24 protein-coding genes are annotated in these 24,220 nt (G+C 71.6%); 5 read left to right on the top strand and 19 right to left on the bottom strand.

Annotated elements, in window-relative coordinates; genetic code table 11:
- Nucleotides 1–2: 2 nt before the first annotated feature.
- The 19 genes from IEY78_RS29565 to IEY78_RS29475 all read right to left on the bottom strand — a co-directional run bounded on the left by IEY78_RS29565 (nucleotide 3) and on the right by IEY78_RS29475 (nucleotide 17,527).
- The gene (locus tag IEY78_RS29565) at nucleotides 3–461 is read right to left on the bottom strand and encodes a TadE/TadG family type IV pilus assembly protein (RefSeq protein WP_189103455.1); all 459 of its coding nucleotides are present in this window, start codon (nucleotides 459–461) and stop codon (nucleotides 3–5) included.
- Nucleotides 462–463: 2 nt separating this feature from the next.
- The gene (locus tag IEY78_RS29560) at nucleotides 464–910 is read right to left on the bottom strand and encodes a hypothetical protein (protein WP_229700249.1); all 447 of its coding nucleotides are present in this window, start codon (nucleotides 908–910) and stop codon (nucleotides 464–466) included.
- A complete protein-coding gene (locus tag IEY78_RS29555; RefSeq protein ID WP_229700248.1) occupies nucleotides 910–1,281 on the bottom strand; it encodes a TadE family protein in 372 nt (123 codons plus the stop codon). Before IEY78_RS29555 ends, IEY78_RS29560 begins: the two co-directional genes overlap by 1 nt.
- Nucleotides 1,282–1,327: 46 nt before the next feature.
- Nucleotides 1,328–1,540 carry a hypothetical protein gene (locus tag IEY78_RS29550; protein WP_189103453.1) on the bottom strand — a complete coding sequence of 71 codons (213 nt, stop codon included), beginning with the start codon at nucleotides 1,538–1,540 and terminating at the stop codon, nucleotides 1,328–1,330.
- Nucleotides 1,541–1,596: 56 nt separating this feature from the next.
- Nucleotides 1,597–2,487: a type II secretion system F family protein gene (locus tag IEY78_RS29545; RefSeq protein WP_229700247.1), complete on the bottom strand. Its 891-nt coding sequence runs from the start codon at nucleotides 2,485–2,487 to the stop codon at nucleotides 1,597–1,599.
- 5 nt (nucleotides 2,488–2,492) lie between these two features.
- Nucleotides 2,493–3,416 carry a type II secretion system F family protein gene (locus IEY78_RS29540; RefSeq protein ID WP_189103451.1) on the bottom strand — a complete coding sequence of 308 codons (924 nt, stop codon included), beginning with the start codon at nucleotides 3,414–3,416 and terminating at the stop codon, nucleotides 2,493–2,495.
- Nucleotides 3,413–4,963 carry a TadA family conjugal transfer-associated ATPase gene (locus IEY78_RS29535; protein ID WP_189103450.1) on the bottom strand — a complete coding sequence of 517 codons (1,551 nt, stop codon included), beginning with the start codon at nucleotides 4,961–4,963 and terminating at the stop codon, nucleotides 3,413–3,415. The genes IEY78_RS29540 and IEY78_RS29535 overlap by 4 nt, the downstream gene beginning before the upstream one ends.
- Nucleotides 4,956–5,825, bottom strand: coding sequence for a CpaE/TadZ family protein (locus IEY78_RS29530; protein ID WP_373294271.1), 870 nt, complete (start codon nucleotides 5,823–5,825; stop codon nucleotides 4,956–4,958). The genes IEY78_RS29535 and IEY78_RS29530 overlap by 8 nt, the downstream gene beginning before the upstream one ends.
- A gap of 11 nt (nucleotides 5,826–5,836) precedes the next feature.
- Nucleotides 5,837–6,529, bottom strand: a complete 693-nt coding sequence (locus tag IEY78_RS29525) for an SAF domain-containing protein (RefSeq protein ID WP_229700245.1) — start codon at nucleotides 6,527–6,529, stop codon at nucleotides 5,837–5,839.
- Nucleotides 6,530–6,565: 36 nt separating this feature from the next.
- Nucleotides 6,566–7,537 (bottom strand): ATP/GTP-binding protein, encoded by a 972-nt coding sequence (locus IEY78_RS29520; protein WP_229700244.1) that lies wholly within the window; start codon nucleotides 7,535–7,537, stop codon nucleotides 6,566–6,568.
- Nucleotides 7,531–8,124, bottom strand: a complete 594-nt coding sequence (locus IEY78_RS29515) for a hypothetical protein (protein ID WP_189103449.1) — start codon at nucleotides 8,122–8,124, stop codon at nucleotides 7,531–7,533. The genes IEY78_RS29520 and IEY78_RS29515 overlap by 7 nt, the downstream gene beginning before the upstream one ends.
- 248 nt (nucleotides 8,125–8,372) lie before the next feature.
- Entirely contained in the window at nucleotides 8,373–9,350 is a 978-nt protein-coding gene (locus tag IEY78_RS29510) for a C40 family peptidase (RefSeq protein WP_189103448.1), read from the bottom strand.
- Nucleotides 9,347–11,809, bottom strand: coding sequence for a hypothetical protein (locus IEY78_RS29505; protein WP_189103447.1), 2,463 nt, complete (start codon nucleotides 11,807–11,809; stop codon nucleotides 9,347–9,349). Before IEY78_RS29505 ends, IEY78_RS29510 begins: the two co-directional genes overlap by 4 nt.
- Nucleotides 11,806–14,334, bottom strand: coding sequence for an ATP-binding protein (locus tag IEY78_RS29500; protein WP_189103446.1), 2,529 nt, complete (start codon nucleotides 14,332–14,334; stop codon nucleotides 11,806–11,808). The genes IEY78_RS29505 and IEY78_RS29500 overlap by 4 nt, the downstream gene beginning before the upstream one ends.
- On the bottom strand, nucleotides 14,334–14,960 hold the full coding sequence (locus tag IEY78_RS29495) for a hypothetical protein (protein ID WP_189103444.1): 627 nt from the start codon (nucleotides 14,958–14,960) through the stop codon (nucleotides 14,334–14,336). The genes IEY78_RS29500 and IEY78_RS29495 overlap by 1 nt, the downstream gene beginning before the upstream one ends.
- Nucleotides 14,957–15,271, bottom strand: a complete 315-nt coding sequence (locus IEY78_RS29490) for a hypothetical protein (RefSeq protein WP_189103442.1) — start codon at nucleotides 15,269–15,271, stop codon at nucleotides 14,957–14,959. The genes IEY78_RS29495 and IEY78_RS29490 overlap by 4 nt, the downstream gene beginning before the upstream one ends.
- A complete protein-coding gene (locus IEY78_RS29485; protein ID WP_229700243.1) occupies nucleotides 15,268–16,323 on the bottom strand; it encodes a conjugal transfer protein in 1,056 nt (351 codons plus the stop codon). Before IEY78_RS29485 ends, IEY78_RS29490 begins: the two co-directional genes overlap by 4 nt.
- Complete coding sequence (locus IEY78_RS29480; protein ID WP_189103440.1) at nucleotides 16,323–16,619, bottom strand: hypothetical protein; 297 nt, start codon at nucleotides 16,617–16,619, stop codon at nucleotides 16,323–16,325. The genes IEY78_RS29485 and IEY78_RS29480 overlap by 1 nt, the downstream gene beginning before the upstream one ends.
- 23 nt (nucleotides 16,620–16,642) lie before the next feature.
- Entirely contained in the window at nucleotides 16,643–17,527 is an 885-nt protein-coding gene (locus tag IEY78_RS29475) for a hypothetical protein (protein WP_189103438.1), read from the bottom strand.
- 739 nt (nucleotides 17,528–18,266) lie between these two features.
- Between IEY78_RS29475 and IEY78_RS29470 the strand changes: the two genes are divergently transcribed.
- The 5 genes from IEY78_RS29470 (at nucleotide 18,267) to IEY78_RS29450 (ending at nucleotide 23,682) form a co-directional block, all read left to right on the top strand.
- A complete protein-coding gene (locus tag IEY78_RS29470) occupies nucleotides 18,267–18,725 on the top strand; it encodes a hypothetical protein (RefSeq protein WP_189103436.1) in 459 nt (152 codons plus the stop codon).
- Entirely contained in the window at nucleotides 18,722–20,911 is a 2,190-nt protein-coding gene (locus tag IEY78_RS29465; protein ID WP_229700242.1) for a type IV secretory system conjugative DNA transfer family protein, read from the top strand. Before IEY78_RS29470 ends, IEY78_RS29465 begins: the two co-directional genes overlap by 4 nt.
- Before the next feature lie 8 nt (nucleotides 20,912–20,919).
- Nucleotides 20,920–21,864, top strand: coding sequence for a replication-relaxation family protein (locus IEY78_RS29460; protein WP_189103434.1), 945 nt, complete (start codon nucleotides 20,920–20,922; stop codon nucleotides 21,862–21,864).
- A gap of 15 nt (nucleotides 21,865–21,879) precedes the next feature.
- Entirely contained in the window at nucleotides 21,880–22,215 is a 336-nt protein-coding gene (locus IEY78_RS29455; RefSeq protein ID WP_189103431.1) for a hypothetical protein, read from the top strand.
- 90 nt (nucleotides 22,216–22,305) lie between these two features.
- Nucleotides 22,306–23,682, top strand: coding sequence for a hypothetical protein (locus tag IEY78_RS29450; protein WP_189103430.1), 1,377 nt, complete (start codon nucleotides 22,306–22,308; stop codon nucleotides 23,680–23,682).
- Nucleotides 23,683–24,220 lie beyond the last annotated feature (538 nt).

Raw genomic sequence — 24,220 nt, 5'->3', positions numbered from 1 at the left:
AGTCAGTCTCCGACCTGGTGGACGAGCTGGGCGGTGCCGTGTCCGGTGACGGGCAGGGTGGGGCGGCCGACGCCGACGAGCATGAGGCAGTTGTAGGTGTCGGTCACGTCCACGTTCAGGCGCTTGCCGCCGTCGGAAACAGAGACGGTGCCCTCCACTCCGGCCTGGCGCAAGAAGTCCCGGGCGACGGAGACGGCGGCCGCCGGGTCGACGACGACCTCCCCGCCGGGGATGGCCTTGCCGGCGTCGATCTGCTGACCGCCTGCCCTGGCCGCGGCATTGGCGACGTCGTCGGCGTGCGCGGACGCCTTGAGCTGTCCCCCGCCGTCCACGACGAGAGCCAGCAGGCTGAGGAAGACCATGCCGACGATGATCCAGAACAACGTGGCCGAGCCGCGGTCTGCGGGACCACGGCAGCGGTGGCGCAGGAACCGGCGGGCGGCGGAAGTAAAGGGCAGCATGGTCACTCCGCGCGGTCGGCGTACTGGTCCAGCGCGCTCGTGGCCGTGGCGGTGAGCGTCTTGGAGCCGGGCAGGCCCGGCACCGTCAGCTGGGAGAGCGGGATGGTGCAGGTGACGGTGGCGGTCACGCTCGCGGCCTGCCCGAGCGGCGCGTTGAAGGAACTGGTGTCGATACTGACGGTCCGGCTGGTGCAGTTGCGATCGTCCTGGCGCAGGGCCGCAGTGGCGGCGGCGCGGCCGCGGGCCTGGGCGGTGTCCGCGTCAGCGGCCTGCGACGCAGCGCGGGCCGCGGAGTTGGCGGCATTGTCGACGCTGGAATCAAAAACTCCGGCCAGACCGTACGCGGCGAGCAGCCCCAGGAAGGGCAGCAGGAAGCACACGCAAATGATGTTTTCCAGGGTGTAGGTGCCCCGGTCGTCCCGCCGGTGAAGGCGGCGCAGCATCGTCATCACGGCCCCACATCCCAGCGCTCAACAGGCACTTCGGCGGACTTGGTGACCTGCGGGGTCCAGCCGGGCACCAGCGACAGGCTGGTGCCCGTCACGGTCACACGGACCCGGTCGGCGGTGGAGCCCGACGAGGAGACGACCGTGCCCTTGATGAGGTGCACCCCGGCGAGCCAATTCCGGGCGCGGGCGGTGCCGTCAGCGGGGGAGGCCTGGTAGGCGGCGCCGACGGTGGCGGCCTTGCGGGCAGCGGTGAGCGCGGCCTCCTGGGCCAGGTACCACATGCCCAGCTGCAGCCCGGCGCACAGAATCAGCATGATGACCGGCGCGGTGATGGTGAACTCCAGCGTCCCCATTCCCTCATCGCCCCGCATGCCTGCGCGCCGTGCGCACCACCGCTGCCTCCAGCTCCGCCACATGTCAGAACGAGCTCTTGAAGGTGGACATCAGCGAGTCGAACTTGCCGTTGAACGCAGCGCCGAAGGCGGTGGCGGCGACGATGAGGACGGCGCCGATGATGAGCTTTTCCAGGGTCTCCAGGCCGGCGTCACTGCGGGTGCTCGTCATGCGGGCCACGGCCGTCAGCCAGCGGTCGGCCAGCCGGGATCGCAGGGTGCGGGCGGTGTGCTTCATGGGATCTCCCCCTCTATTTGTGGTGAACGGTTGCTGTGCTGTCGCCGCTGAAGCGATCAGGTGCTGATCAGGGTCTGGAAGAGCGGATAGCCGAGGGTCGCGAACAGCACGACGAACAGCACCGTGCCCGGCACCACACTCTTTTCGGAGTCGGCGTTGGCCTCGGCCTGGACGTCGGTCTGCAACCGCTTACGCAGGGCCTTGGCCTGCGTCTCCAGCGCCGCGACGATGGAGGCGCCCTCGCCGCCAGCATGCGCGAACGTATCCGCCGGCCCGGCCAGCTCGGGGACGTCCAGCTGCTCGGACAGGGCCTTGAGCGCGTCCCACGGCGGAGTGCCCGACAGCCGGGCCTGATCGAGCGCAGCCCGGATCCGGACATAGACCCGTCCGTCGCCGACCGCAGCCGTCTCGTACAGAGCCCGCTCGGCGCCGGAGTGCGCCCCGCGCTGTAGGCGGGCCCGCTCCATCAAGGACGCCACCGCGTAGCGGTACTCCAGCCGCAGCTTGGTCGCTTTGGAACGCACGTTGGTGTCGGCGGAGACCCACATGATCGCCGCGAACATCACCGACACGAACAGCGGCACCACGAACGGCAGCGGAACGCCGAGCAGCGCGGCCATCGCCAGAGCCATCTGCGGCATCGCGAAGCCACCGATGGCGCCGATGACCTTGTCGCCGACGTGCTTGGCCGGCGAGATCCCGAGCAGATCCAGGTCCTTTCGTGGCACGCCCACCTGGTCGCCGAAGGACCCCAGGACGCGGGTGCCGACCTGCTCGGTCCAGATCGCGCTGCGGGAAGTCCCAGGCGCATGCTCCGTCTTCGGGGCCGCGGTGGTGTTCTCCAGGCGGTCGAGGACTGTGCCCAGGTCCGGGCGGGACGGCAACAGTTCCCTGACCACCAGGAAGGCGCCGCCGCCAATCATCGCGCCATATACGGCGCCTGCCATCGACATCATTCAACGCCCCCCTGCCCGGCCATCGTGGCCTGCTTCGTTTCCTGGGCCGGACGCGACTGCAGCAGCCGCGGCGAGGGCCGCACCGCGCACAGACGCCGCAGCCACACCAGGGCGCCTACGAATCCGGCGCCCATGAGCAACAGCCAGATCTGCCCGCCCGCAGTGTTGTAGGCGGGGCCGAAGGAACTGCCCATGGTGAAGCCCATCGCGAGCACGATGATCGCCACCCAGCGGGTCTGTGTGCGGACCTTTTGGCGGTCCGCGTCCACGGTGCGCAGCGACGCCGCCTCTTCGGCCGTCAGGTCGGAGAGGGTCTGCAGGGTCTCGACCATGCCGCGGCCGCGGTCGCGGATGTGGGTGATGAACACCAGCACGACGTTGTCGACCGCGCCGTCCTCGAAGTCGTCGGCGAACGCGCGGTAGGCCGCTTCCGGGGCGACGCCCATTCGCAGACGGGCCTCCAGCGTGCGGACCGGGTCATGGATGTCGGCGGGGACCTGGCGCATCGCGCCGCTGATCGCGGCCTCCAGGGTGTGCCCGACGACGTGCGCGCCGGCGAGGTGCTGCAGCCAGCGCGACAGCGCCTCCAGCCGCACGATGCGGCGGGTGGAGGTGACCGACGGATGCCAGATCCAGGGGAAGCCGGCCACCACCGCGGCGGCCAGCAGACCCTGCACGGGCCGAGCCGACCAGCCCCACACCACGACCGCCACGACGCTGGCGAACACGACGATCCACCGGTAGCGCTCTGCCCACGCACCGGGCAGCGACTCGCAGACCCGCTGCCACAGCGATGCCCGCTGCGGCCGCACCCGCTCTGCCTCGGCCGGCGCTTTGAACGACCGTACGGCCAGGGCGATGCCGGCCACCACGAGCAGGCCGCACAGCGCACCGAGCATCCCGAGCTGTCCCAGACTCATCGCCGCACCAACTCCATCGGCTTGGGCCAGCGGCCGTATTGCGCCTCGGTCAGCCATCGCTTGTCGAAGCCGATGTCGGTCAGCTCCTGCATGACCTCACCGGTCGGCAGATCCCGCGGCACACCTCGCGGGTCACCGTCACCAGCCGGCGCGAAGATGCGGCTGAAGGCGGGCTGACCGCCTTCACCCGGGGTGACCTGCAGGACGTCGGAGACGTAACGGTGACGGCGGCCGCCGATCTGCGTCTGGTCGGTCTGCCGAATGAAGACCACGAAGTTGATCGCGTTGGCAACGAGCTGGTGGGTGGAGTCCACGTCCTTGCCGGCGCTCTGGCACAGCTGCACTAGACGGGGCAGGACCAGGCGCGGGTAGGCGGCGTGCAGCGTGCACATCGAGCCGCGGCCGCCCGAGCTCATCGCATCGAGCATCGGCACCACTTCGGTGCTGCGGACCTCGCCGACGACCACGCGCGTGGACAGCATCCGCAGCGTGTGCGGGTACATGTCGGCGATCGTGATCCGCCCGGTCTGCGACCCGTCCTTGCCGACCTCGCCGTTGGAGGCGCGTTCCTCCATCGCCATCACGTGCGCGGCCACGTCCGGGTCTTCGTCGAGGAACAGCTCGCGGTCGGTCTCCAGCGTCACGATCCGCTCGCCCGAGCCGACCTTGCGCACCAGCGCCCGCAGCAGCGACGTCTTGCCCACGCCCATGTCCCCGGCGATCAGCATCGTCTGCTTCGCCGCGACCAGGCCCTGGAGGAACGCGCTGAGCGCGGGGCTGAGCGTGCCCCACTCGACGAGGTCCTCCAGGGAGGCGCTCATGACGCGGTGGCGCCGGATCGCCATGGTGGGCCGGGTAGTCAGCAGCGTCGCGGCGACGCGGGAGCGGTCCGGCAGCCGGAAGTTGGTCATGGGGGTGGCCGGGTTCAGGACGCGGTCGCCGTGGCCGGAGCGCGCGGCGAGCCGGTTGATGAGCGCCACCAGGCTTTCGTCGTCGTCGGCCACCGGGTCGACGCGTTGGGTGGGCTGGTCGAAGTAGTCGATCTCCACCCGGTCACCGTCCACGACGATGTTCTCGACGCGCTCGTCCTCCAGGTACTGCTGGAGCGGGCCTGCCTTGAACAGCGCGTTGATGATGGCCTGCCGGACCGTCTCCAGCTGGGTGCCGGACAGCGGTCGTGCGGTGCGGGCTTCCTCGACCGCCCAGGCCGAGACGCGCTTGGCGACCAGGGACCGGGCCAGCTCCAGCTGGTCCTCGGCACTGAGCCGGCTCTCGCTGCTCCGCTCCGCTTCCACCAGGTCCTGCGACACCGCGTCCTGCAGCTCCCGGATCACGGCCCGGGAGACAGGCAGCACACCGGGAAGCTCGGCCAGGCGGCCGGGAGCGGCAGCGTCGTCCTTGCCGAGCTGTACCGGCAGGGCAGCAGGCCGCGGCCCGTGAGCCGGTTCGGCGGTCCCGCTGTGCGGGGCCTGCTGTGCAAGCGCGTTCCTGAGCAGCCCGGACAAAGGGGTGCCCCCGTTCACCGGGGTGCCGTTGCGGTTAGTCATGGGCTGGCACCTCCTGGCGCGGGGCGGTCAGCCGCTGCACCACACCGGCAACCACTGGCGAGGTCACGGGCGGTGAGGGCAACTGCATGCGCAGGCGCCGCGTGCTCGCCTCGACCTCTGCGGCGCGGGCCGCTTCGCGGGCGTGCTTGAGCAGCCGCATCGCGCCCGGCTTCACCTGCCGGGTCGTGCCGTGCGTGAGGATACGGGCGGTCTTCTCCTCCCATGGCAGCGTGCCGATCACCGGGACCTGCAGCCGGTGGGCGATGTCATGCGCCGAGATATCGCCCTCCTGCACCAGCAGCAGTCGCAGGGCATCGGCGCCCGTCCCGCGCTCCGCCAACTCCTGCTGGAGGCAACGGACAACGGGCAGCGTCTGCGCCACGCTGGTCATGGTGTTGCGCATGACCAGCACGACCAGGTCCGCGCGGTGCAGCAGCGGCCGCGGGTAGAGGGAGGGGTGCACCCCTCCCGGTTCGAGCACGACACGGCCAGCATCGATGACGACGTCGTACTTGGCGTGCTGGTCCATGGCCTGCAACAGCAGGCTCAGCGGCTCCCAGGTCTGGGCGAGGGCAGCGGCCTGCAACGGATCGGTCAGGCCCGGTAGCCACAATCGGCTGCCGGACGCATCCAGTCGCCGCAGGTGCGCCTCGAACGCCTCGGCGAGCGCCCCTTCACGGTCGGCCTGGGCCAGGTGCCACAGACCGACTTCGCCGCCCCACTCGCCCATGCGGTAGCCGGTACGAATGGAGCCGCCCTTGGTGTCCGCCTCCGCCAGCAGCGACGGCCGAGGCCCGGCAAGCGCCATGGCCAGAGAAGAGACGGTCACGCCGCTCGCGTGTGCTGAGGTCAGCGCGATCACGGACATCGTGCTCAGCCCTTCGACGAGAGCACGATGGCAACCCGGCCGGTGGCGGCACGGGCAGCGAGCTGCGCGCTGTCGGTAGAGGCCACGGCAACCTGGATGACGACGGCCCCGGTGGCGTTGGGGGAGCCGACCTTGACGACCTTCGCCTCGATCTCCTCCGGGCTGGCCGACTTCGAGCCCGAGGCCGGGGCTGCCGAGTCCTTGCCGGGCGTGGAGATGACCTTGATCTGGTCGCCGGGTGCGAGCGCGTCGGAAGGGGCAGCGCCGCGCTGGACCTCGACGGCCACGAGCTCCTGGCCGTCGGGCAGGGCCTTGCCGCCGTGGATCTGCGAATTGGCCAGCAGCTCACCGCGGTGCAGCGGCGCTGTGGCACGCCGGCCGATCACGCTGTCCTTCTCGATGGCCTTCACCGGCTGCAGGGCAGGGTCTTCGGGCAGCGCCGCGGTAGTCAGGTCCTCAGCGGTGATTTCCTGTCCGGCCGGGACGTCCCGGGCCACGGCCAGTACGTCGACCCGGTCCCCGGCACTGCGCACCAGCATGGACGTGCCCAGCACGCCGACGAGCGTGATCAGCACGCCGAGCACCATGGTGGAGCGTTTGCGACGCCGGGGCGCCGGGCTGGCGCCGATGGGGGTCTCGGGCCGCAGCGGAGGTGCGGTGGTGGGGGCAGGGATCTGGGAGGTGCTGGTGCGGTTCATCGCGCCCGACTTTCCGTTACGTGCTGGTCCGCGGAACTAGTTGAGGACCTTGAGCTGGCCGATGCTGACCTGGGTCTGGGACTGACGGGTCTGGGTGAGCTGGCCGGTCTGTCCGGCGCCACGCCAGTCGATGGTCCAGGTCGAAGTGGCGGTGACCGGGTACTTCGCGTCCGGCTCGTCCTTGGAAGAGCGCAGGTAGCGGTATCCGCAGTCCGGCGAACTCTTCTTGCCGTACGACGACTTGTAGGGGGTACCGGCCGTGGTGCAGGTGACCGAATGGCCGTCGCCCATGTCCCACACGATCTGGTCGACCTTCGCCGTGGCAGTGACCGTGACAGCGCCGGCGGTCGCCGTGGCGGTGTTGGGCCCGTACGTCTCCGCGGTCTTGGCGGTCCACATCCACACCGGCAGCCCCACCAGTCCCTTGCCGCCGGGCTTGGGCACGATGCCGATGTCCGGGCCGCGCAGTGTCATCTTGTCGACGGCCTGGCGGGCGAGCTCGGCGGGATCGGCTCCGGCGCCGCCGGGCGGCTTGGCCATCCACACCAGCCCGGCGCCGTTGGTGCCGAACGGATCGCTGTTGGAGCCCATCGGGCAGGTCTTCTGGTAGATCGCGCCGTCGCCCGGCTTGTGGCCCTTCCACACGGGATCATCCGCAGGCGGGGCCGGGGCGGGCTTGTAGTAGCAGCCGCCGGAGAACGAGCCGAGTTCGGAGTCCTGGCAGGGCACCTCGACGTTGGCCGGAGCCTTGGCATCGGTGGGGCCGTTGTTCATGTCGGTGTTCTGGCCGTCGCCCCACACCTTGCAGACCGGCTTCTTGCCCGAGCCCTTGCTGGGGGTGGCGTGATGCTGCTTGGGGGCGTGGTGCTGGGGGCTGGCCGGGTCGTATGCGCCGACGCACACTTCCAGGCCGCCGCAGTCCTCGGGCCCGGTGCCGTCCGCGTAGGCGGGAACTGCTGCGGCCAGGATGCCGAGCGTCACTGCAGCGGCGGCCGGTGCCTTCAGCACGGGTGGTCCTTGTCCGCGGTGAGCCCGACGACCATCCAGGTCTTCCCGATGGTGCGCACGGTGCCGGTCACGGTGTAGCGGCGCGGCTGGTTGCCGCTGGCCGCCTCCTTGCCGCTGGACTTCACCACCGGCTTCCAGTGCGTGGTGTCCAGGCACTCGGTGACGGTCGCGGTCTTCGGCTTGTCGGAGAGGCTCAGAGCGGTGACCTTCGCCGAGCTCTTCGGCTTCCCCTTGAAGACGATGCCGCCCTGGCGATAGCGGAACAGGTTGCCTTCAACCGTGGCAAGGGCCTTGTCGGTGGCGTACTTCTCCAGTTTGGTCCCCGAGGCCTTGCCCTTGGCGTAGGCCTTGACCTGCTCGGTACGCATCCCGGAGTACGCCGCCAGGACGTCCTTGCGGGCCGCCGCGTCATCCGCCGCCGGCTTCGAGGCCGAGGACTTCGAGGGCGTGGGCTTGGCGTCCGAACCGCTGGGACCACTACTGCACGAGACGACGGTTAGCGCCGCAAAGCCGGTGGTAAACAGCGCGGTTGCGCTGTTCTTGAGCAGATTGCCGCGGTAGCTGTTCCGGCATGATGCGAGTCGCATCCGTGCTCCCCCCGAAGGTTCGATCTACAGGCAGTTTTCTGGGTTCTGTCGCAGTGGAGACGATTTTCTTGATCGCCACCGCAAGGACGGTTATGAGCCATATGAGTGGCCGAGCTTGCACCCTACCGCCCGTTTCGCAGACCGCGGGGTCTGTTTTCACGGGCAGTTGACCCAACTCCGACAAACCGCCCAAGTGATATCCGTCGCCTCCCGCGCCGCGGGGACCTGCCCGCCAGCCTCCGCCAGCGTCAGGTCACCCGCCGCACCGCCCACTCATAGCCGGACCATTCGGAAAGAGGGGCGGTCTCGACCCCCCTGCCCGGCTTCGGCGCGTTGATCATCGTGTTGTCCCCGACGAAAATCCCCACGTGACCCCAACCGTGCCTGTTGAAGATGATCAAGTCACCAGGCTGCATCTCATCGCGGGGGACCGCAATGCCCGCGAAGCGCTGTTGTTGTGACGTGCGGGGCAGCGCAACGCGGCCGCCTGTCCCCTTATATACGGCGTAGGAGGTCAGCCCCGAGCAGTCCAGCCCGCCGTTGTTCGGGCCGTGGATGTCGCCGCCACCCCATACATAGGGGACACCGAGCTGCGAGTACGCGGCCCGCACGATCGCGCTGGACGAACCCGCGGCCGCCCCGCCGCTCCCGCCCCCGGTGCTCGGCGCCGCCGCGTAGGCCTTCGCCTGGCCGAGTACCTTGCGCACGTACCAATCCGCGTGGTTATACGAGTAGATCGCTCGATAGATCCCCTTCTCAGAGCCGGACTTGGCGCCGTTGGCGCACAGCATCCGCGCCGCGGCATACACCGCATCGGCCGGATCCCAGGGCGTCGGCGGGTTCGCCCCGCCCGGCGGCACCGGGTACGCGTACCCCTTGAACGTGCTCGGGAGGAACTGCATGGGCCCGACCGCTCCCGCGCTCGACCGCATCGTGGGGTGGCGGGCGTGGTCGGTCTCGACCTTGCCGATCGCGGCGAGCACCGACCAGTCCAGCCCCGCGCAGGCGGCCGGCGCCGCCTTCCGGTAGAGAGCCAGCATGGCCGGCGGGATGTCACCCACCGCTCCGCCGCTCGGCGCCGAGATCTGGGTCCCGGCCGCGGCCTGCTCCTGCTGGTGGCCGGCGACGCCGTTGGCCACGGCGGCCACGAACAGCACCAGCACCCCGATCAACCCGAGGGCCCCTGCGCCGAACCCTGCCCCCACCGCTATGCCCGGCCGCTTCATGACCGCCTCCTGGGCTGCCGGGGACGGGGCGGCACGGGACGGCGCGGCGGCACGGGCGGCGGGGCCGGCTGCTTGGCCGCCGCGCCACGGGCACGGATGCGGTGCAACCGCTGCTGCAGACTCGCCTGCCGGCTGGACGCCGGCGGGGTCATCGGCCGCTGCGGCACCATCTGCGGCCGACGGCTGCGCCGCGGCGCCACGGTGGGCGCCGGGTTGGGCGGCCGGCCTGGCCCACGACGCGCCATGGGGGAGAGGGGTCCGGTGGTCCGGCGAGCCGAACGGCCCGCAGGGCGCGAGGGCAGCGGCGGCAGGCCGCGGCGGGCACGGACGCGGTTGCTGATCCAGCGCCCGCCGATGCCACGCCAGTACTCGTCGGCGAAGTCCCGCACCTGCGGCTCATACAGACTCCGGGCGGTCTCCAGGCGGTCCTGGAGCTGGGTGGCTGCACCGGTGACCTGACCGGGCACAGCCTGTGCCGCGGCCACCGCACGGTGCGCGGCCCGCGGCCCGTAGACCGGCAGCCCGACCGTGCCCTTCAGCCCGAGGCGGCCCATGCGCACGCCCGCCCGAGCTCCCGCCCCCACCGTCTTCCCGGCGCCGCGGGCGAGTCGTCCGGCGCCCTTGGCCAGATGCCGGACGGTGCGGGTGCTGCCCGCGCGGCCCAGGCCGCCGCCGACCACGCCGGCACTGCCGCCGGTGGCGGCCATCAGACCGAGCATCAGCGCGGCGCCACCGATCTTGCCCAGGGTGCCGCGCCGACCGCCTCCGCCACCGGAGCTGAGGTCGGAAGGGGCGGCGGCGCCGCCGAGCTTGGACGCTCCGACGCGGGTCTTGAGCCGGGCAGCCATCTGGCGCGAGCGGCTGATCAGGCGCTTGCGGAAGATGATCGCGCCGACACACAGGATGTCGATCGTGACGAAGCGGACGACGATGCCACCGGGAATGTCCTTCTCCGGCGCGGCGACCACGGCGGTGACCGCGACGACGAACACCCCGAGCGCCACGACGAGACCGACGAGCAGGGCCAGGCCGCGGGCGATCGCGGCGCCCCGCGACCACAGCCACGCGCGGCCGGGCCCCGGCAGGGTGCCGACGATCAGCGCGCAGCGCAGCAGCATCGCCTCGGCGGCGAGCCATGCCTGGGCGGCCAGGTAGCTGCCGGCGAGCCCGATGATGAGCACGCAGACCAGGAACGCCGCCAGGAACATGAAGGCGGACCCGGCGAGCTTGTCCCCGGAGGCCTTCTTCGCCGCCTTGGCACTTCCGCTGACACACGCCTTCTCGAACTTGACGTCGGGCTTGGTCCCGAAGGTGTCCATGCCCCACTGCGCCGCCTTGTCCTTGACGAAGTCCTCGATCTTGCCGCCGATCCCGGGCGCGAGGATGTCCCCGGCGCCCGGCATGTCCTTGATCGCCTTGGTCTGCTTGGCGACCTGCTGGTTGACGAGCGCGGTCGAGATGCGGGAGGACGTGAACTGCGTGGCGCACTTGTCCTTGGTGTCGTCGGTGAACGTCTGCCCGTAGGTGAGCACCTGGGAGGGCTGCACCACGAAGGCCTTGACGAGCTCGTCGGTGATCGGCGTCGTGATGCCGACCACGGCGTCGGCCGGCCGCCTGGTGGGGTCCTCGCCGCCCATGACGATGGAGGCCACGGCGACACCCAGGTCACGCGCCTTGCCCACCGCGCCGTCGGAGCCGAGCAGCGTCTGGGGCGGCGACGCGAGAGTGGTGACCGCGAGCGCGGAGATCAGCAGCGACGCGGTGAGTTCACCCCAGCCGCGCGAGCGGTCACCGAAGAACAAGTGGTAGGCCGCGACGGTGCCGCTGAAGGCGAGGAACAGGCCCGGCAGACCCAGCTGCAACAACACGCTGTTGTAGAGGGAGTCCGACACCGCGAGGGCCGGCTTGAGAAGGAGCGAGGCCAGCTTGAAGCCCAACGCCCAGGTCAGCAGCCAGCAGGCGAAAGCGATCATCCACTTGGTGCACATGAACAGCAGGCTCGTGAGCCATTCGTCCACCTTCAGGTCCCAGTCGGACCAGTCGCCGCTCTCGGAGTCGACCTTGAACGCGCTGACGGGGATGCCGTTTTCATCGGTGACATGGAAGGAGTCCAGGAGGTCGTTCTTGCCGATGCCGAGGCGGTGCAGCTTCTTGCGCAGCGACTCCTTGGCCTCCCGCTGTGCCTTCTTCGCGGCCGCCTTGCCCTGCGCGGTGTCCTCGTAGGCCACCCCGCCACGCCCGTCCGGCGCCGGCTTCTGGTCCGGCGATCCGGGTGTCCCGGATTCGGAGGGGGAAGGCTGCGCGCTGGTCGGTGCGGAGGGCTTGGGCTCGGGGGCCGCGGCCGCGTGCGTGGCCATTGCCGTGGTGAGAACGGCCGCGGCGCACAGCACCAGCACCAGCCGCCAGGCGCCCCGCCGCCCTGCGCACGCCGTCTGCCCGGCCAGGCGCAGCCACCTCATGCCGCGGACGCAGGGTCGGAGTGAATGGCGGGCTCGGCCTCGGGGTCGGCCGGGATGACGATCTGCATCCCGCCGATCCGCCCGTACAGATCGCGGTGCAGGCACTCACCGGCCCGCTGCGCACGCAGCTCGTCTTCCACGTCGACGGGGGACAGACCGGTGGTGACCAGCTCCACCAGGTCGGCATCGTCGGGGTCGAGGTCGAGGAAGGCGAGGCCGCGCTTGGCGAGGGCCACGTCGGTCTGCCTGAACAGGAACTTCCGAGGAAAGAGGCCGCGGACGACCTTCCCGGTGGCGGATGCCTCCGGGCCGATGTCTTCGCCGTCGTGGCTGCCGGCCAGGCAGCCGGCCCTGTGCTTGCGACCGTCACGGACCAACTCCAAGAGCAGGGCCATGCCCTCGGGGGAGGAGGTCAGCCACCAGCACTCGTCCCAGACCGCCACGGCGAATTCGTGGGGGTTGGCGAAGCAGATTTCCCGGCACAGCGCCGCGATGAGGTACAGCGCCGCCCGGCCGAAGGTCTTCTCGAACTCCAGCGTCGACAGCCGGTCAGCAGAGAGTTCGTGCTCCTTGGGGAGAGCCAGGTTGGCGGTGGCGAAGACGACCGCGTCGGCCTTCGACGTGTCCACCACCGGCAGCGTGGGGTCGAAGATCGTGCGGGCCAGGTCCTTGCGGGCCACCGAGGCCAGCTTGCGCGCGACCGCGTTCGAGGTCGCATCGCGCTTGCCGCGCACCTGCAGTTCACTGACCAGCTCTGCCATGCACGGCGTCGGCCCGGCCAGCGTCGCCTCGATCGCCTCCGACAGCGCGATGCCCTGGTCGCTCATCGGGCCGATGCCCAGCAGCAGCGTCAGGAACGACTCGGTGCGGCGCTGCGCCTGGGAGCGGTCGCGGATGGTGCGCAGCGGGTCGAGGGAGACCTGGGCCTGGTCGTCGATGGTGATGACCTGGGTGGTGCCGGGGCACGCCCTGGCGAAGCGAACCCATTCCTGCTGAGGAGTACGGTCGACGATGACCGCCCGGCCCCGGCTTCCCGGCTGTCCGGCCTTGCGGCCGGCGGCGAGGATGGTGTAGACGGCGGTCTTCATCGCGACGCTCTTGCCGCCGCCGAGCTCGCCGATGAACGCCGCGGATGCGGACGCCGACTTCTGCGGGCCGATCGACCAGTCCGTGTGCACCGGCCGGGTCCCGCCGCCGGCCAGCTGCAGGCCGAACAGCGGCCCCTTGGCGTCCCCGAGAGCGCTGGCGCCGAAGGCACCGGCCATCGCGAAGTCGCGCGCGAGGAGCACCTGTGCGTAGGACAGCGACACCGTCGGCGTGCGGGCGCCCGGCAGCATCCCGTAGAACAGCCGCTCTTGTTCGCCCACCGGGCGGATGAAGGCGTAGTCGTGCTCGCCGAAATGGGTCTTGAGCTCTGCGGCGCGGGCCTCCATCTCTGCCGGTGTGGTGCCCCACACGCACAGCGTGCCCATGGCCTGGACCTCGACCTCGGACTTCGTCCGGGTCACCGCACTGCGGAAGTCCTCCACACCGTCCGCCGCATCGTGCACGCGCGACGGCACACCGGAGACCTCCCCCTCGTACTCGCCGGGCTGGTTCGCCAGCTCATTGGCCTGCCGACGCGCCTTGGCGTCGGCGACGGAACCCGGGGTGACCTTCAGGCGCATCACCCAGTCCACCGGAAACCCGAACTCGTCCAGGCTCGCCAGGTACTCACTGCCGGGGAACACGAACCGCTCGGGCATCTCGGCCAGCGACAGGAACGTCTGGTACGAGTCGCCCCACTCCGTGGAGACCTGCAGCCAGCGCCGCCCGAACCGGCTCGCGCCCGCGCCGTCCTCATCGTGTCGGGCCTCGGCGGGGGCGCCGCTCTCCGCGAGGATGACCTCGCCCAGCGCAGCCGCCCCGCGGCCGCGTCCGCTGCTCTGCTCCGGGTCGGGCAGCAACGGCTCCAGCACTCCCCGCCGGGCGCTGTGCCCGTAGATCCACAGGATTTCCGCCTCGTTCGCGGGCCGCACCGCGATCGTCGAGGGCCACGTCGCGGCCAGCGCGCGGGCCTGCTTCAGCCGGCGCTCCTCTTCGCGGGCGCTGACCGGCGCCGGCAGCAGGCCCAGCTGCAGGGCCATTTCCGCGCGAGCCGCGTCGAACGCCATGCCGGCCGCCTGCTTCTTGCCGGCGGCGGACAGCGGGACGGCCAGCCAGTCCGCGCGGCTGGTCAGCTCCATGCGCTCCAGCTGGTCCCACACCCGCGTCGCCAGCTGCTCGTAGCGCTCGCTCGCGGCCAGGTCGACGCCGTCGGTCATCTTGCGCACCACCGCGGCCGGGTCGACCTGCGGGCACAAGCTGAGCATCATCGACTCGCCGTGCAGCTGCTTGACCAGAGACTCCATCGCGCGAAGCCGGCGTTCCTTGACGGTGCGGGAGGACTGGGCGTGCCCGCTTCCCTCCACCCGCCACAGCGCCCAGCAGGTGCCGTGACGGGTCCAGATGACATTTCCGGCGATGTGCCGGACGGGAATCCGCATTACTGCCCCCGCTCGTTGTTGGTGTTCGTGGTGTTCTGGCCGGCGGCGCGGGCGGCGAGCAGCGCGCCCACGCCCGACGTCACCCGCGCCACGGCCGCGTCGGTCGCCGGCCGCTCGGCGACGGCGGTGTTCTCCGGGGTGTCGGGTGCAGCAACGGAGCGCACCGGCCGGGGGGAAGGGGCGCCCGCCGGTGCCGTCGCCGGCGCGTGGGCGTCGGCCGGCTGCCAGGTCAGCGTGCAGACACCGACCGCCGCACCGCGCCGGGGCCGGCGCACGGGGCGGCCGTCCATCCGGCCGGCCGAACCGGCGACCGCCAGGCCCAGGACACTGGCCGCCACGGCGAAGGGGTTGCGGCCATCGACGTGCACACGGCCCACCACCAGCGCCAGGCCGTAGGGCACGCCGAGCAACGGAAGGGCATCGAGCAGGCCGTGATGCGCCCACAGCCCGGCGGTGAGCAGCAGCACCGCCAGGGCGGCTGCCGCCACGATGATCTGAGGCCACGTGTAGGGGCCGCCCCAGATCCGGCCGCCGCCGGGCCAGGTGCCCACGACGTTCTGGTGGCGCCGCGCCTTCGTGTAGCAGCGGCCGATCAGCGGCTCCGGCGCCGCAGCGGTGGTGCTCATCGCCGCTCACCGCCGGCCGGGCCGATGTGGTCGACGACGCGGACCGCAGCCGGAGCCGCATTGCTCCCGGGGCTCTTGATGTCCTCGCCGATCTTGTCCCGCAGCACGGCCATGTTGACGACGATGGCCAGGACCGCCGCACCACCGATGGCCGCGACGGCTGCCTTCAGCACGCTCTTGGTCTGGCCCCACACGTAGACGATGGACAGGACGTACATCAGCCCCAGCACGCCCACGAGAAAGAAGGTCTTGAGCTGGTTGACGAGGGTGGTTGCGTCGGAGATGGCTCCTGCCATCTGCATGAAGTTCATGAGCCGTGCCTTTCCTGAGGATCTGAAGAGGTGGAGGACGTCGCGAGGGCGGGCGCGGCTTCGAGCGCGGCGACCTCCCACCGGCCATCGCGGGCGCGCAGCTCGATCGCGTACGTCATCGGCCGCCCGCTCGCGTGCTTGCCCTCGGCGTCGACGTCGACCAGGAGCCGGCGCTGGACACCGTCGGGCGGGACCTGGGCCTCGGCGCCCTCGGCCGGCGCATGGCCGTGGTCGGCGATCTGCGTGACCGTCACCGCCGTGTACGGCGCCGGCCGCACCGCGTGCAGCGCGGTGCCGGGGGAGAGGTAACGGTCCAGCTCACCGCGGCCCGTCAGGTACGCCGCCAGGAAGTCCTGGACCGTGCGCACCGCCGGGTCGGACGCCAGCGGCGCGTGCGCTGCCCCGTACGACAGCTCGGGAGCCGCGCCCTTGGAAGCGGTCGGGGCGGCGACCTCGGCAGGCAGCGCCGTCGCCGTCCATCCCGCGGCCGCGCCTTTGGAGCCGGCCGTGGCCCGCACCGGCACCTGGAAGTAGCGGACGCTGTCGGACTTGTTCGCCGAGCCGGTGATCCGCGCGGCCACCGTCACCGACCAGTAGCCGGCCGAGACTTGCCGCGCCTGCACCGCCGACGCCGACTCCGCCCGCTCCGACCCGGCCTCGCCCTCGCCCGCCCACGACATTGAACGGGCCGCCGGGTAGAACGCCGCGAGCTCTTCCGCGGCCGCGTCACTGTCACCAGCCTTGACGTAGGTGGCGACGTACACCTCGGCGAACCCGGCCGGCGCCACCGCATCCGACGACGCCGGCCGCGCCCGCGGCGCCTCCGCCCGTGCGGGCACGGCCACCGGCTTCGCGGTGGAGGCCAGCGCCAAGCCGCCCAGAAGCGGACCGGTCAGCAGCAGGCCCCAGGCGCACCAGCGCACCAGCGCGGTCGCGTTGGCCATGGCGCCGGTGGACATCGGCGTGGTGGCCCACCCCGTGTCCACCGCCTCACCGGGGGCAAGGTCGGCGGGGGAGATGTCGGGGGCCGGCTTCGTCCGGCGCAGCCGCATCACTGGTGCCGCCCGGCAACGGTCACGTTCGCGGACATGGGGGTCAGCTCGGCGATGCGGGCCCGAAGCTGCGCTTCGGGCCGCTCCTGCAGAGTGCGCAAGGACGCCAGCACCGCGCCGATGTCCTGGCTCAGGAAGCGCAGCAGCCGCTGGTGGACGGAGGTGTCGAACGGGTTGGTGACCAGAGCGGCGCCCAGGGCGATCAGCCGGCGCTGGGCGGTGGTGACGCGTACCTCGTCCTCGTCCAGAGGCAAGGCCGCGGCCGTGGAGAGGACGGACGGTCGGGTGTTGGGCATGGCGAACTCCTTCAGCCGGTTGGTCAGGCAGCGGTGGATCGGGTGGCGGTCTTCAGGCGCGCGACGGCGCGGCTGCGGCGGCGCTGCCAGGTGCTGACGCTGGTGTCGGCCGCGCGGGCGGCCTCGCGGTCGGGCAGGGGAGCCGGGGTGTTGCGGTAGTGCCCGGCGATGACGCGGGCGTCGGCCTCGCTGAGAGTGCCGTCGTCCATCGCGTCCAGGACCAGCTCCAGCAGTTGCAGGCGCGCGGTGGTGAGCTCTTCCTCGGCCGGGGTCTCGTCGAGGCCGGCGGCGGTCGCGGCGCAGCGCAGCAGGCAGGCGCATGCGGGGTCGAAGGGATCGAGCGGATCGGCGAGGTCCTCGGCGGCCTTCAGGTCCGATCCGCGGGGTTCACGATCGGCGGCCAGGTCGTCCAGGACACGGCGCAGTGCATCGAGTGCGAGGTTGGCGGCCGGCCGGCCGGGGCGGCCGAGCACCTTGCCGCTGCGCGCGATCTCGAAGAGCGCGGCGATGGTCATGTGGCCGACGTCGTCGAGGGTGCGGCCACCGAAGGGGCGAATCTGTCCGTGCGTGATGCGCACCGCGGCCGGGATCATCGCCTGCACCACGATGCGCGCGGCCAAGATGGCCGATCGGCCATGGCCGGCCGCCCGGTCGAGGAGGGCGCGCAGCACCGCATCGGTCAGGGCATCGCCCGTGGCCGATCCGGTCGGACGAAGCGCGGCGAGGAGCTGTTCGGGACCCAGCGAACGCACCCAGGAATCGGTCACGACCGCGACCTCGACGGCCAGGCAGTCGGCCATCAGCCATCCGTAGACGGCGCCTCGCACGCCAGGGTCTGCGCACAGCTCAGCCCATTCCGCGTCCAGACGACGGAAGATCCCGGGGGTCGTGTTCGGGGTCGTGTTCACGGCACCGCTCCTTTCAGCTCGTGCCGTAAACACTCCTCACGCGGGCATGCCCAAAGGCCTGCCCGCAGCCCTAAAACAGCAGGTGGGAGGCATGCCCATGGAATGGGCATGCCTTTTCCCGCCCTGGGGCAGTCCCGTGCGGGGGCCTGGCGCCGGTCTTGGGCATGCCCTTGGGCAGCGAGGGCGTGCCAGGGCAGCCCTGTCCTGAGGCGGCGCTGTTCCTGGGCATGCCTGCTGCCGCCGGCTGCCGTGGTTCTGGGCATGCCCTGGAGATGGCGGCGTGTCCGTGGCGGGGCGGCCGGCGGGGGTGGCCGATCCGGACGCAGCGGCGGTCCGTGGCCCCTTCGTGAGGCCCGGTCATGGCCGATGGCCGACAGCGCCCGATCGGTCATGGCCGATGGCCGACCGGCAGGCCAGTGGCCGATCGGCAGGCCGTGGCCGATCGGCCAACCCGATCGGCCAACCACGTTCCGGCAGGCGCCCGCGCAGCCGTGGCGACATCCGCGGGACGCGACGAGGAGACGGGCGCCGGCCGCCGCGATGGATGAGCGGGGAGTCCGGATCGCCATCCGCGGCGGGCACCTCACCGTCAACGGCCGCCGACCTCAAAGGTAAAGAAAAAGAAAAGTTGAGGGGGTGCTGTCCGAATCGGCCTTCCAGCCGCACTTGGTCCTGGTGAAAGGACCGCAACCGCTGGAGGACCCATGCAGCAGTACACGCACCCCGACCGGAGCCGGGCATGAGCGCCGAGCTGCCCGGCGCGGCAGCCGCCCTCGACGCCGCACACGTCATCGCCGCGAGCTCCCCCTACCTCGCAGCCCTCATCCTCGTCGGCGCCATCGCCGCCGGGGCCATCGGTCTGCGCCGCCGCCGGCAGGCAGACGCAGCCCTGGCCCACCGGGCCCGTGTCGAGTTGGTGCCGACGTCCACGTTCAACCCCGGCCTGGACGAGATCGGGCGGGCAGCCCACCACGTCACCCGGATCCACCACGCGGCCGGCGCCCCGGCCCGCGGCTCCGCCGCCCGCCTGCGCTACACGGTCACCGACGGCCAGATGCGCTGCTACCTCGAAGGCCCGGCCGACGCGGCCGCGGTGCTGCGCATGCCGGCCTACGCCGAGGTCGAGGTCCGCACCCCCAACGCCGCCCCCGACATCCACCCCGTGCACTTCTCCCTGAGCAAGGAGGCCCGGCGATGAGCCTCATCGACCTGACCAAGCCCCACCCGTCCCCGACCGCGGCCGCCCCGCAGTACACCGAGCGCGCGGAACTCGTCCTGGCGCTCCCCGACGCCAAGCCCCTCGCCTCCCTGGGCCTGAACCCCGACCCGCTGCAGTCGCTGGCCGCCGCCCTCGCCGGCGTCCGCAGCGAGGCAGGCGAGCAGGCCGAGATGTGCCTGGACCTGATCCCCGTCAGCGAGCGCCGCCTCGCCCGCCGCCGCCGCGCCCTGCTCGCCGCCGCCCGCCGCCGCGGCCCCTCCGCCTACGGCGAGCGCCTCACCACCGGCAGCACCGCCGGCCTCGGGGCCGGCCTCATGGACGCCCTGACCTCCGACTGGAACGGCAACCGCTCCGCACGCACCACGAACCGGGTGCCGCGGCAGAGCGACGTCCGCGACAGCGTCGGCAAGTTCACCCCCGGCGGCACGGTCTTCGCCGTCCAGCTCCTGCTGCGCACCACCGCCCGCCACCCCCAGGCCGCCCACGCCCGCATGAACCAGCTGCTCGCCGCCCTCGCCACCACCAGCGGCGAGAACTACTTCCGCCCCCGCCGACCCAAGGCCCGCCGTGCCATCGCCCGCTTCGACCACCGCATGGCCACCGGCGAGTTCGCGCCCCACCGCCGGCAGTGGCTGACCACCCCCGAACTCGCCGGATTCCTCAAGCCCCCCACCACCCGCTGCTCGGGCAGCAACATCGTGCGCTCCGGCGGGATTGTCCCGCCCGCCCCGGCCAACCTGCCCGTCTACACCGGGCAGCCCGACCTCGTACCGCTGGGCGCCGTCGTCTACCCCGACGGCGTCGAACGCATCGGCGCAGCCCGCGTCGAGGACCTGCTGTTCGCCCTCTTGCTGGGCAAGTCCGGCCATGGCAAGACCGAGGAGGCCCTCGTCCAGGCCATCGCCCTGGCCCACAACGGCCACGGCGTCTGGTTCCTCGACCCGCACGGTGAAGCGTGGGTGCGCGCGCAGCCCTACCTCGCGCACCCGCACCTGCAGGACCGGGTGTGGGAGATCAACCTCGCCACGCCCACCCCCGACCAGCGGGTGGTGTCGTGGAACCCGCTGTCGATGGAGGGGCGTGACGCCACGCACGTCCAGGAGGTCGTCCGCGCGGTCACCGAGGGCATCGCCGCCGCGCAGGACTGGGGCGACAGGGCACCGCGCGCCCGCACCATCCTGGCGCGCACCGTCCAGGCCCTGGCCCTCATCGCGCTCCAGGCGGTCGACGCCGGCCGTCCCGATCTGCAGCCCACCGTGTTCCAAATCCGCTCGTGGTTGACCGACGACCGCTGGCGTGAAGCGCTCCTGCCGCACCTGCCGCCCACCGTCCGTAAGTACTGGACCACGACGTTCCCGAAGCTGGCGGAGAACGCGGTGCCCACCGTCACCTACGCGATCGACCGCCTCGACACCTCCATCTCGCTGCGCGCGTTCTTCGGCTCCCCGCGCTCCGGCTACGACGTCCGCACCGCCATGGACACTGGCAAGATCGTCTTCGTCTGCCCCTCCGGCTCCGAATCCGATGCCCTGGTCTCCTGCCTGCTCATCCACGACCTGCACCGCGCCGGCCTCTCCCGCCAGGACACCCCCCGCGCCGACCGCAAGACGTTCTGGTCCTGGGGCGACGAACTCACCGCCCTGGACTCCTCGTCCAAGGGCTTCCTCGCCGCCATCGCCGAACAGCTCCGCAAGTACGAGGTCCGCTTTATCGGCATGACGCAGATGGCGCTGCGCCTGTCCGCCACCACCCGGCAGGCGCTGCTGCAAAACCAGTCGCTGCTCGCCACCTGCGCGGCCGACTACGACGAAGCAGCCTTCGTCGCCCGCCGGTGGAACGGGCACGTCACCGCCGAAACCATCACCGAACTCCCCAAATACCACTACCTGATGTCGATCGCTCTCGACGGCCGCCCCACCAAGCCCTTCCGGGTCCGCGGCCTGCCCGTCGACGAGATCTTCGCCAAGTACTACAACCCCGACGGACTGCCCGCTCTCCGCCAGGCGATCGACACCAACACCCGCCGCCGCGTGGTCGGCGAAGTACTCGACGCCCTCGAAACCCTCGACGACGACATCCGCGAGCTGTTCACCGCACCCCCCGCACCCCCCAGCGGCGGGGGCGCCGGCGGCCGCGGCGACGACCAGCACACCCACCTCGGATAGGAGCCACCATGCCCTACACCCACCCCGTCCCCGCCGGCGTCAGCACCACCGGCCAGCACGCCCTTAACGTCCTCTACCAGCACCGCCTGGTGTCCACCGGCCAACTCCACCGCCTGATCACGCCCCAGAACACGACTTCCGAGTACCTCCGCCGCCAGCTTCGGAGCCTGCGTAGCGACGGCTTGGCTGATTGCGTCAACCGCCGCCGCCATGGCCAGAGCGAACTGCTGTGGTGGCTGACCGAGGGCGGGGCCGAAGCTGTGGAGGCCACCGGCCTGCTGCCCAAGCGCCCCTACCGCATGAGCCGGCAGGCAGCCGCCGGGCCCCTGCAGGAGCACACCCTGGCCACCGTCGAAACCGGCGCCGCTTTCGTCACCCACGCCGCCCGCCTCGGCCACGAATGCGGCCCCCTCGACTGGACTCCGGAGATCGCCCACTACTACCGCGCCGAAGACCGGCCCGGCGAGGAGCTGTCGCTGGTCCCGGACGCGGTTCTCCACTACGTCCACACCGAAGCCGACCGGCGCACGCTGCTCACCTTCTTCATTGAGGTCGACCGCGCCCAGATGACCGTGGGCCGCCTCGCCCAGAAACTCCACGCCTACGCCGCCTACCACGCCTACGCCCCGCAGCCGGCCACCCGCGCGGCACGCGCCGCCACCGCCAAGCCGCAGCTGGCGTGGCGCAGCCGCTACCCCCTCTACCCCCGCGTCCTTCTCGTCCTCACCGGCGCCACGAGCGCGCGCCTGCAGAGCCGCATCAACGACCTGCGCAGCCTCGCCGCGGCCGACCCCCGCCTGCCCACCGCCGGCATCAGGGCCGGCATCACGACCCTCGACGAACTGCGCGACCGCGGCCCCTTCGCCCCGATCGTCACCCCCGTCCTCGGCCCGGCCACCCCGACCGACATCTGGCTCGCCCCCGCCACCGCGCCCGCCGCCACCGCGGCCTGACGACAAGGAGACCCAGTGTTCTGGTTCACCACGCCCAACCCCCCGGCGCCCGCACCCGCGCAGCCCCACCAGCCGGCCTGCACCGACCTGGACACAGCGGCCCGGCCGCACACCCCGCTGATCGCCGAAATGCTCGCCCTGTACTGCCACACCCGCCCGATAGGGACGCTCGCCGGACAGGAACAGTCCGCGGAGGAGTACCGGCTGATCGCCCGCTCCGTCATCCACCACATCTACGAGGGCTGGCAGCAGCAGACCGGCGGGCGCGGAAGCATCGACGACCTTCTCCTGGTCCCCCGCACCCCCGCCACGGCCCCGCCGGACGGGGACAGAGCCCGCATCCCGCACTGAACACGACGGTGGCCGCGGAGTCATCACCTCCGCGGCCACCCACGCCTCACGGCGTCAGCACTCCCTGCTAGGAAAGCGCGCATTTTCATCATGCCCGACCACCCCACCGGCGGCCACCGCACCAAGGAAACCGGCTCGGCGCGACCAGAATTCACCCTCGTCCTCGACCCGGACGACCAGGAACACTGCACCACCGCCTCCCGCCGGCTGCGCCGCGGCGAAGACTTCCTCGCCGCCGCCCACCACATGATCACCAGCGGCTACCACCCCAAGGCCGGCGCCACCGCGCTGCGCCTGGCCCAGCTCTTCGCCGCCCGCATGCGCCGCAGCCGCGACGGCCACTTCGTCTTCGCCGCCGACGCCACCGCCCGCGCCCTGGGCGTCTCCCGCCGCACCGTGATGTACGCCGCCAAGCACCTGCGCGAGCTCGGCCTGATCGCCTACGTCGAACACGGCACCAAGGCCAACGTGCGGCGCACCAAGGGCACCTGGAAGGCCGGCGACGGATACCGCGCCACCGCCACGATCTTCGCCGCCGTCGCCCCGCCCGCGTACGACGAAGCCCGCGGCCGTCGCCTGTCCGGACACGGCTACCACGCCCGCATCATCGGCGTCACTGCCCACGGCCGGCACCGCGCCGTCGCCGAAGCCCGACGCAAGGCCGACCGGACGCGTTGCACCCCTTCTGTGGTGGTCTCCACAGACCACCTACAGGTGCAGGTAGACGGGGGTATTAACTACACCTCGCGCACGCGCGCGAGGCGCAAAAACCCCACCTTCCACCACCACCACCGCACCACCCCGCAGCGCTGCGCCCGGCACATCACCGCCACCCAGCAGCTCCAGACGGAGATCTGGTGGCTCCACCGCACCTGCTCACGCAAACTCGCCTACGCCCTGCGCCCGCTGCTCGACGCCGGCTGGACCCCCCAGAGCCTGGCCGCCGAACTCCAGACCTGGGGCGTGCCCGGACACCTCCGCAACCCCATCGCCTACGTCCACCACGAACTGGCGCGTCGCCAGCACACCGGCGACCTGCCCCCCACCCACGCCCCGGTACCCCAGCCCGCCAAGAACCCTGCCGCGGACGAGACCGCCGAGCGCTACACCGCCCTGCTCCGCTCCCTGGACGGCACCAACACCCCCGCCTGGCAGCACTACGAGACCCAGCTCCGCCCCGGCCTGCGCCACGCCCTCGCGGCCCGCCGCGCCGAGGTGCCGGCACAGCCGCCCCGGCACGCTGCGCGCCTGCGCGAACCGGAGAGCCATTTCTGGCAGTCGCTCGCAGCCCCGCACAGCGCCTCTGCGCTGGAGGCGTACCGGCGACGTACTCGTGGTGCGTGCCCACCGCGTCAGCCGGACGCCGAAGCGCGCGAGGGGTGGATGGAAGCCCTGCGCGACCAGCAGGCAGCCGAGCGCGCCTTCGCCGCGCTGCGTGCCGAGCTGGATGAGCGAGCCGGCCGATGACGAACGCGAGTTGGACCGAGGGTAGGTCTCATGGTTTGCCCCACGGTTTGCCCCACAGTTGGTTTCATAGTTTCACCGAGAGTTGGACCGAGGGTGCGAAAGCCCTTTTGGCGCCGTGCCTCATTGATGCAGGTCAGACCCCGTGGGCAGGCCCCTCGCCCGCGCGGACATCTCTTCCTACGCGGTAGCCGGAGGAAGAGAACCCTTGTTTGGTGTGCGGCGCGGGCCGTGTCGTAGCCGGTCGGCCGGCGTCCTCGCCCCGCGGCCCCGGCCGCGTCGCCCGCGTCCAGCCGGCCACGTTCATGACGCGGTCCGGTCACGGCCCCGCAGTCTGCCGCGCACCCGCCAGGGCGGAGATGCGCCGTCCGGTTGTCCGGCGCCAGCGCTTCCGGCGCGGCGCCGGATTCACGATGACCACCGGTAGGTGCTGTTCGCCCACGCACGCAGGCAAGGCCCCACCTGGCTACGGCCACGCCTCGCCGTAGGAGCGGAGTGCGAGGCGAGCCCCCGAGCGTGATGGAAGTGTGGTATATTTTTC

Source organism: Streptomyces kronopolitis (assembly GCF_014646275.1).
Taxonomy (GTDB): Bacteria; Actinomycetota; Actinomycetes; order Streptomycetales; family Streptomycetaceae; genus Streptomyces; species Streptomyces kronopolitis.
This window is presented reverse-complemented; position numbering and strand designations above follow the sequence as displayed.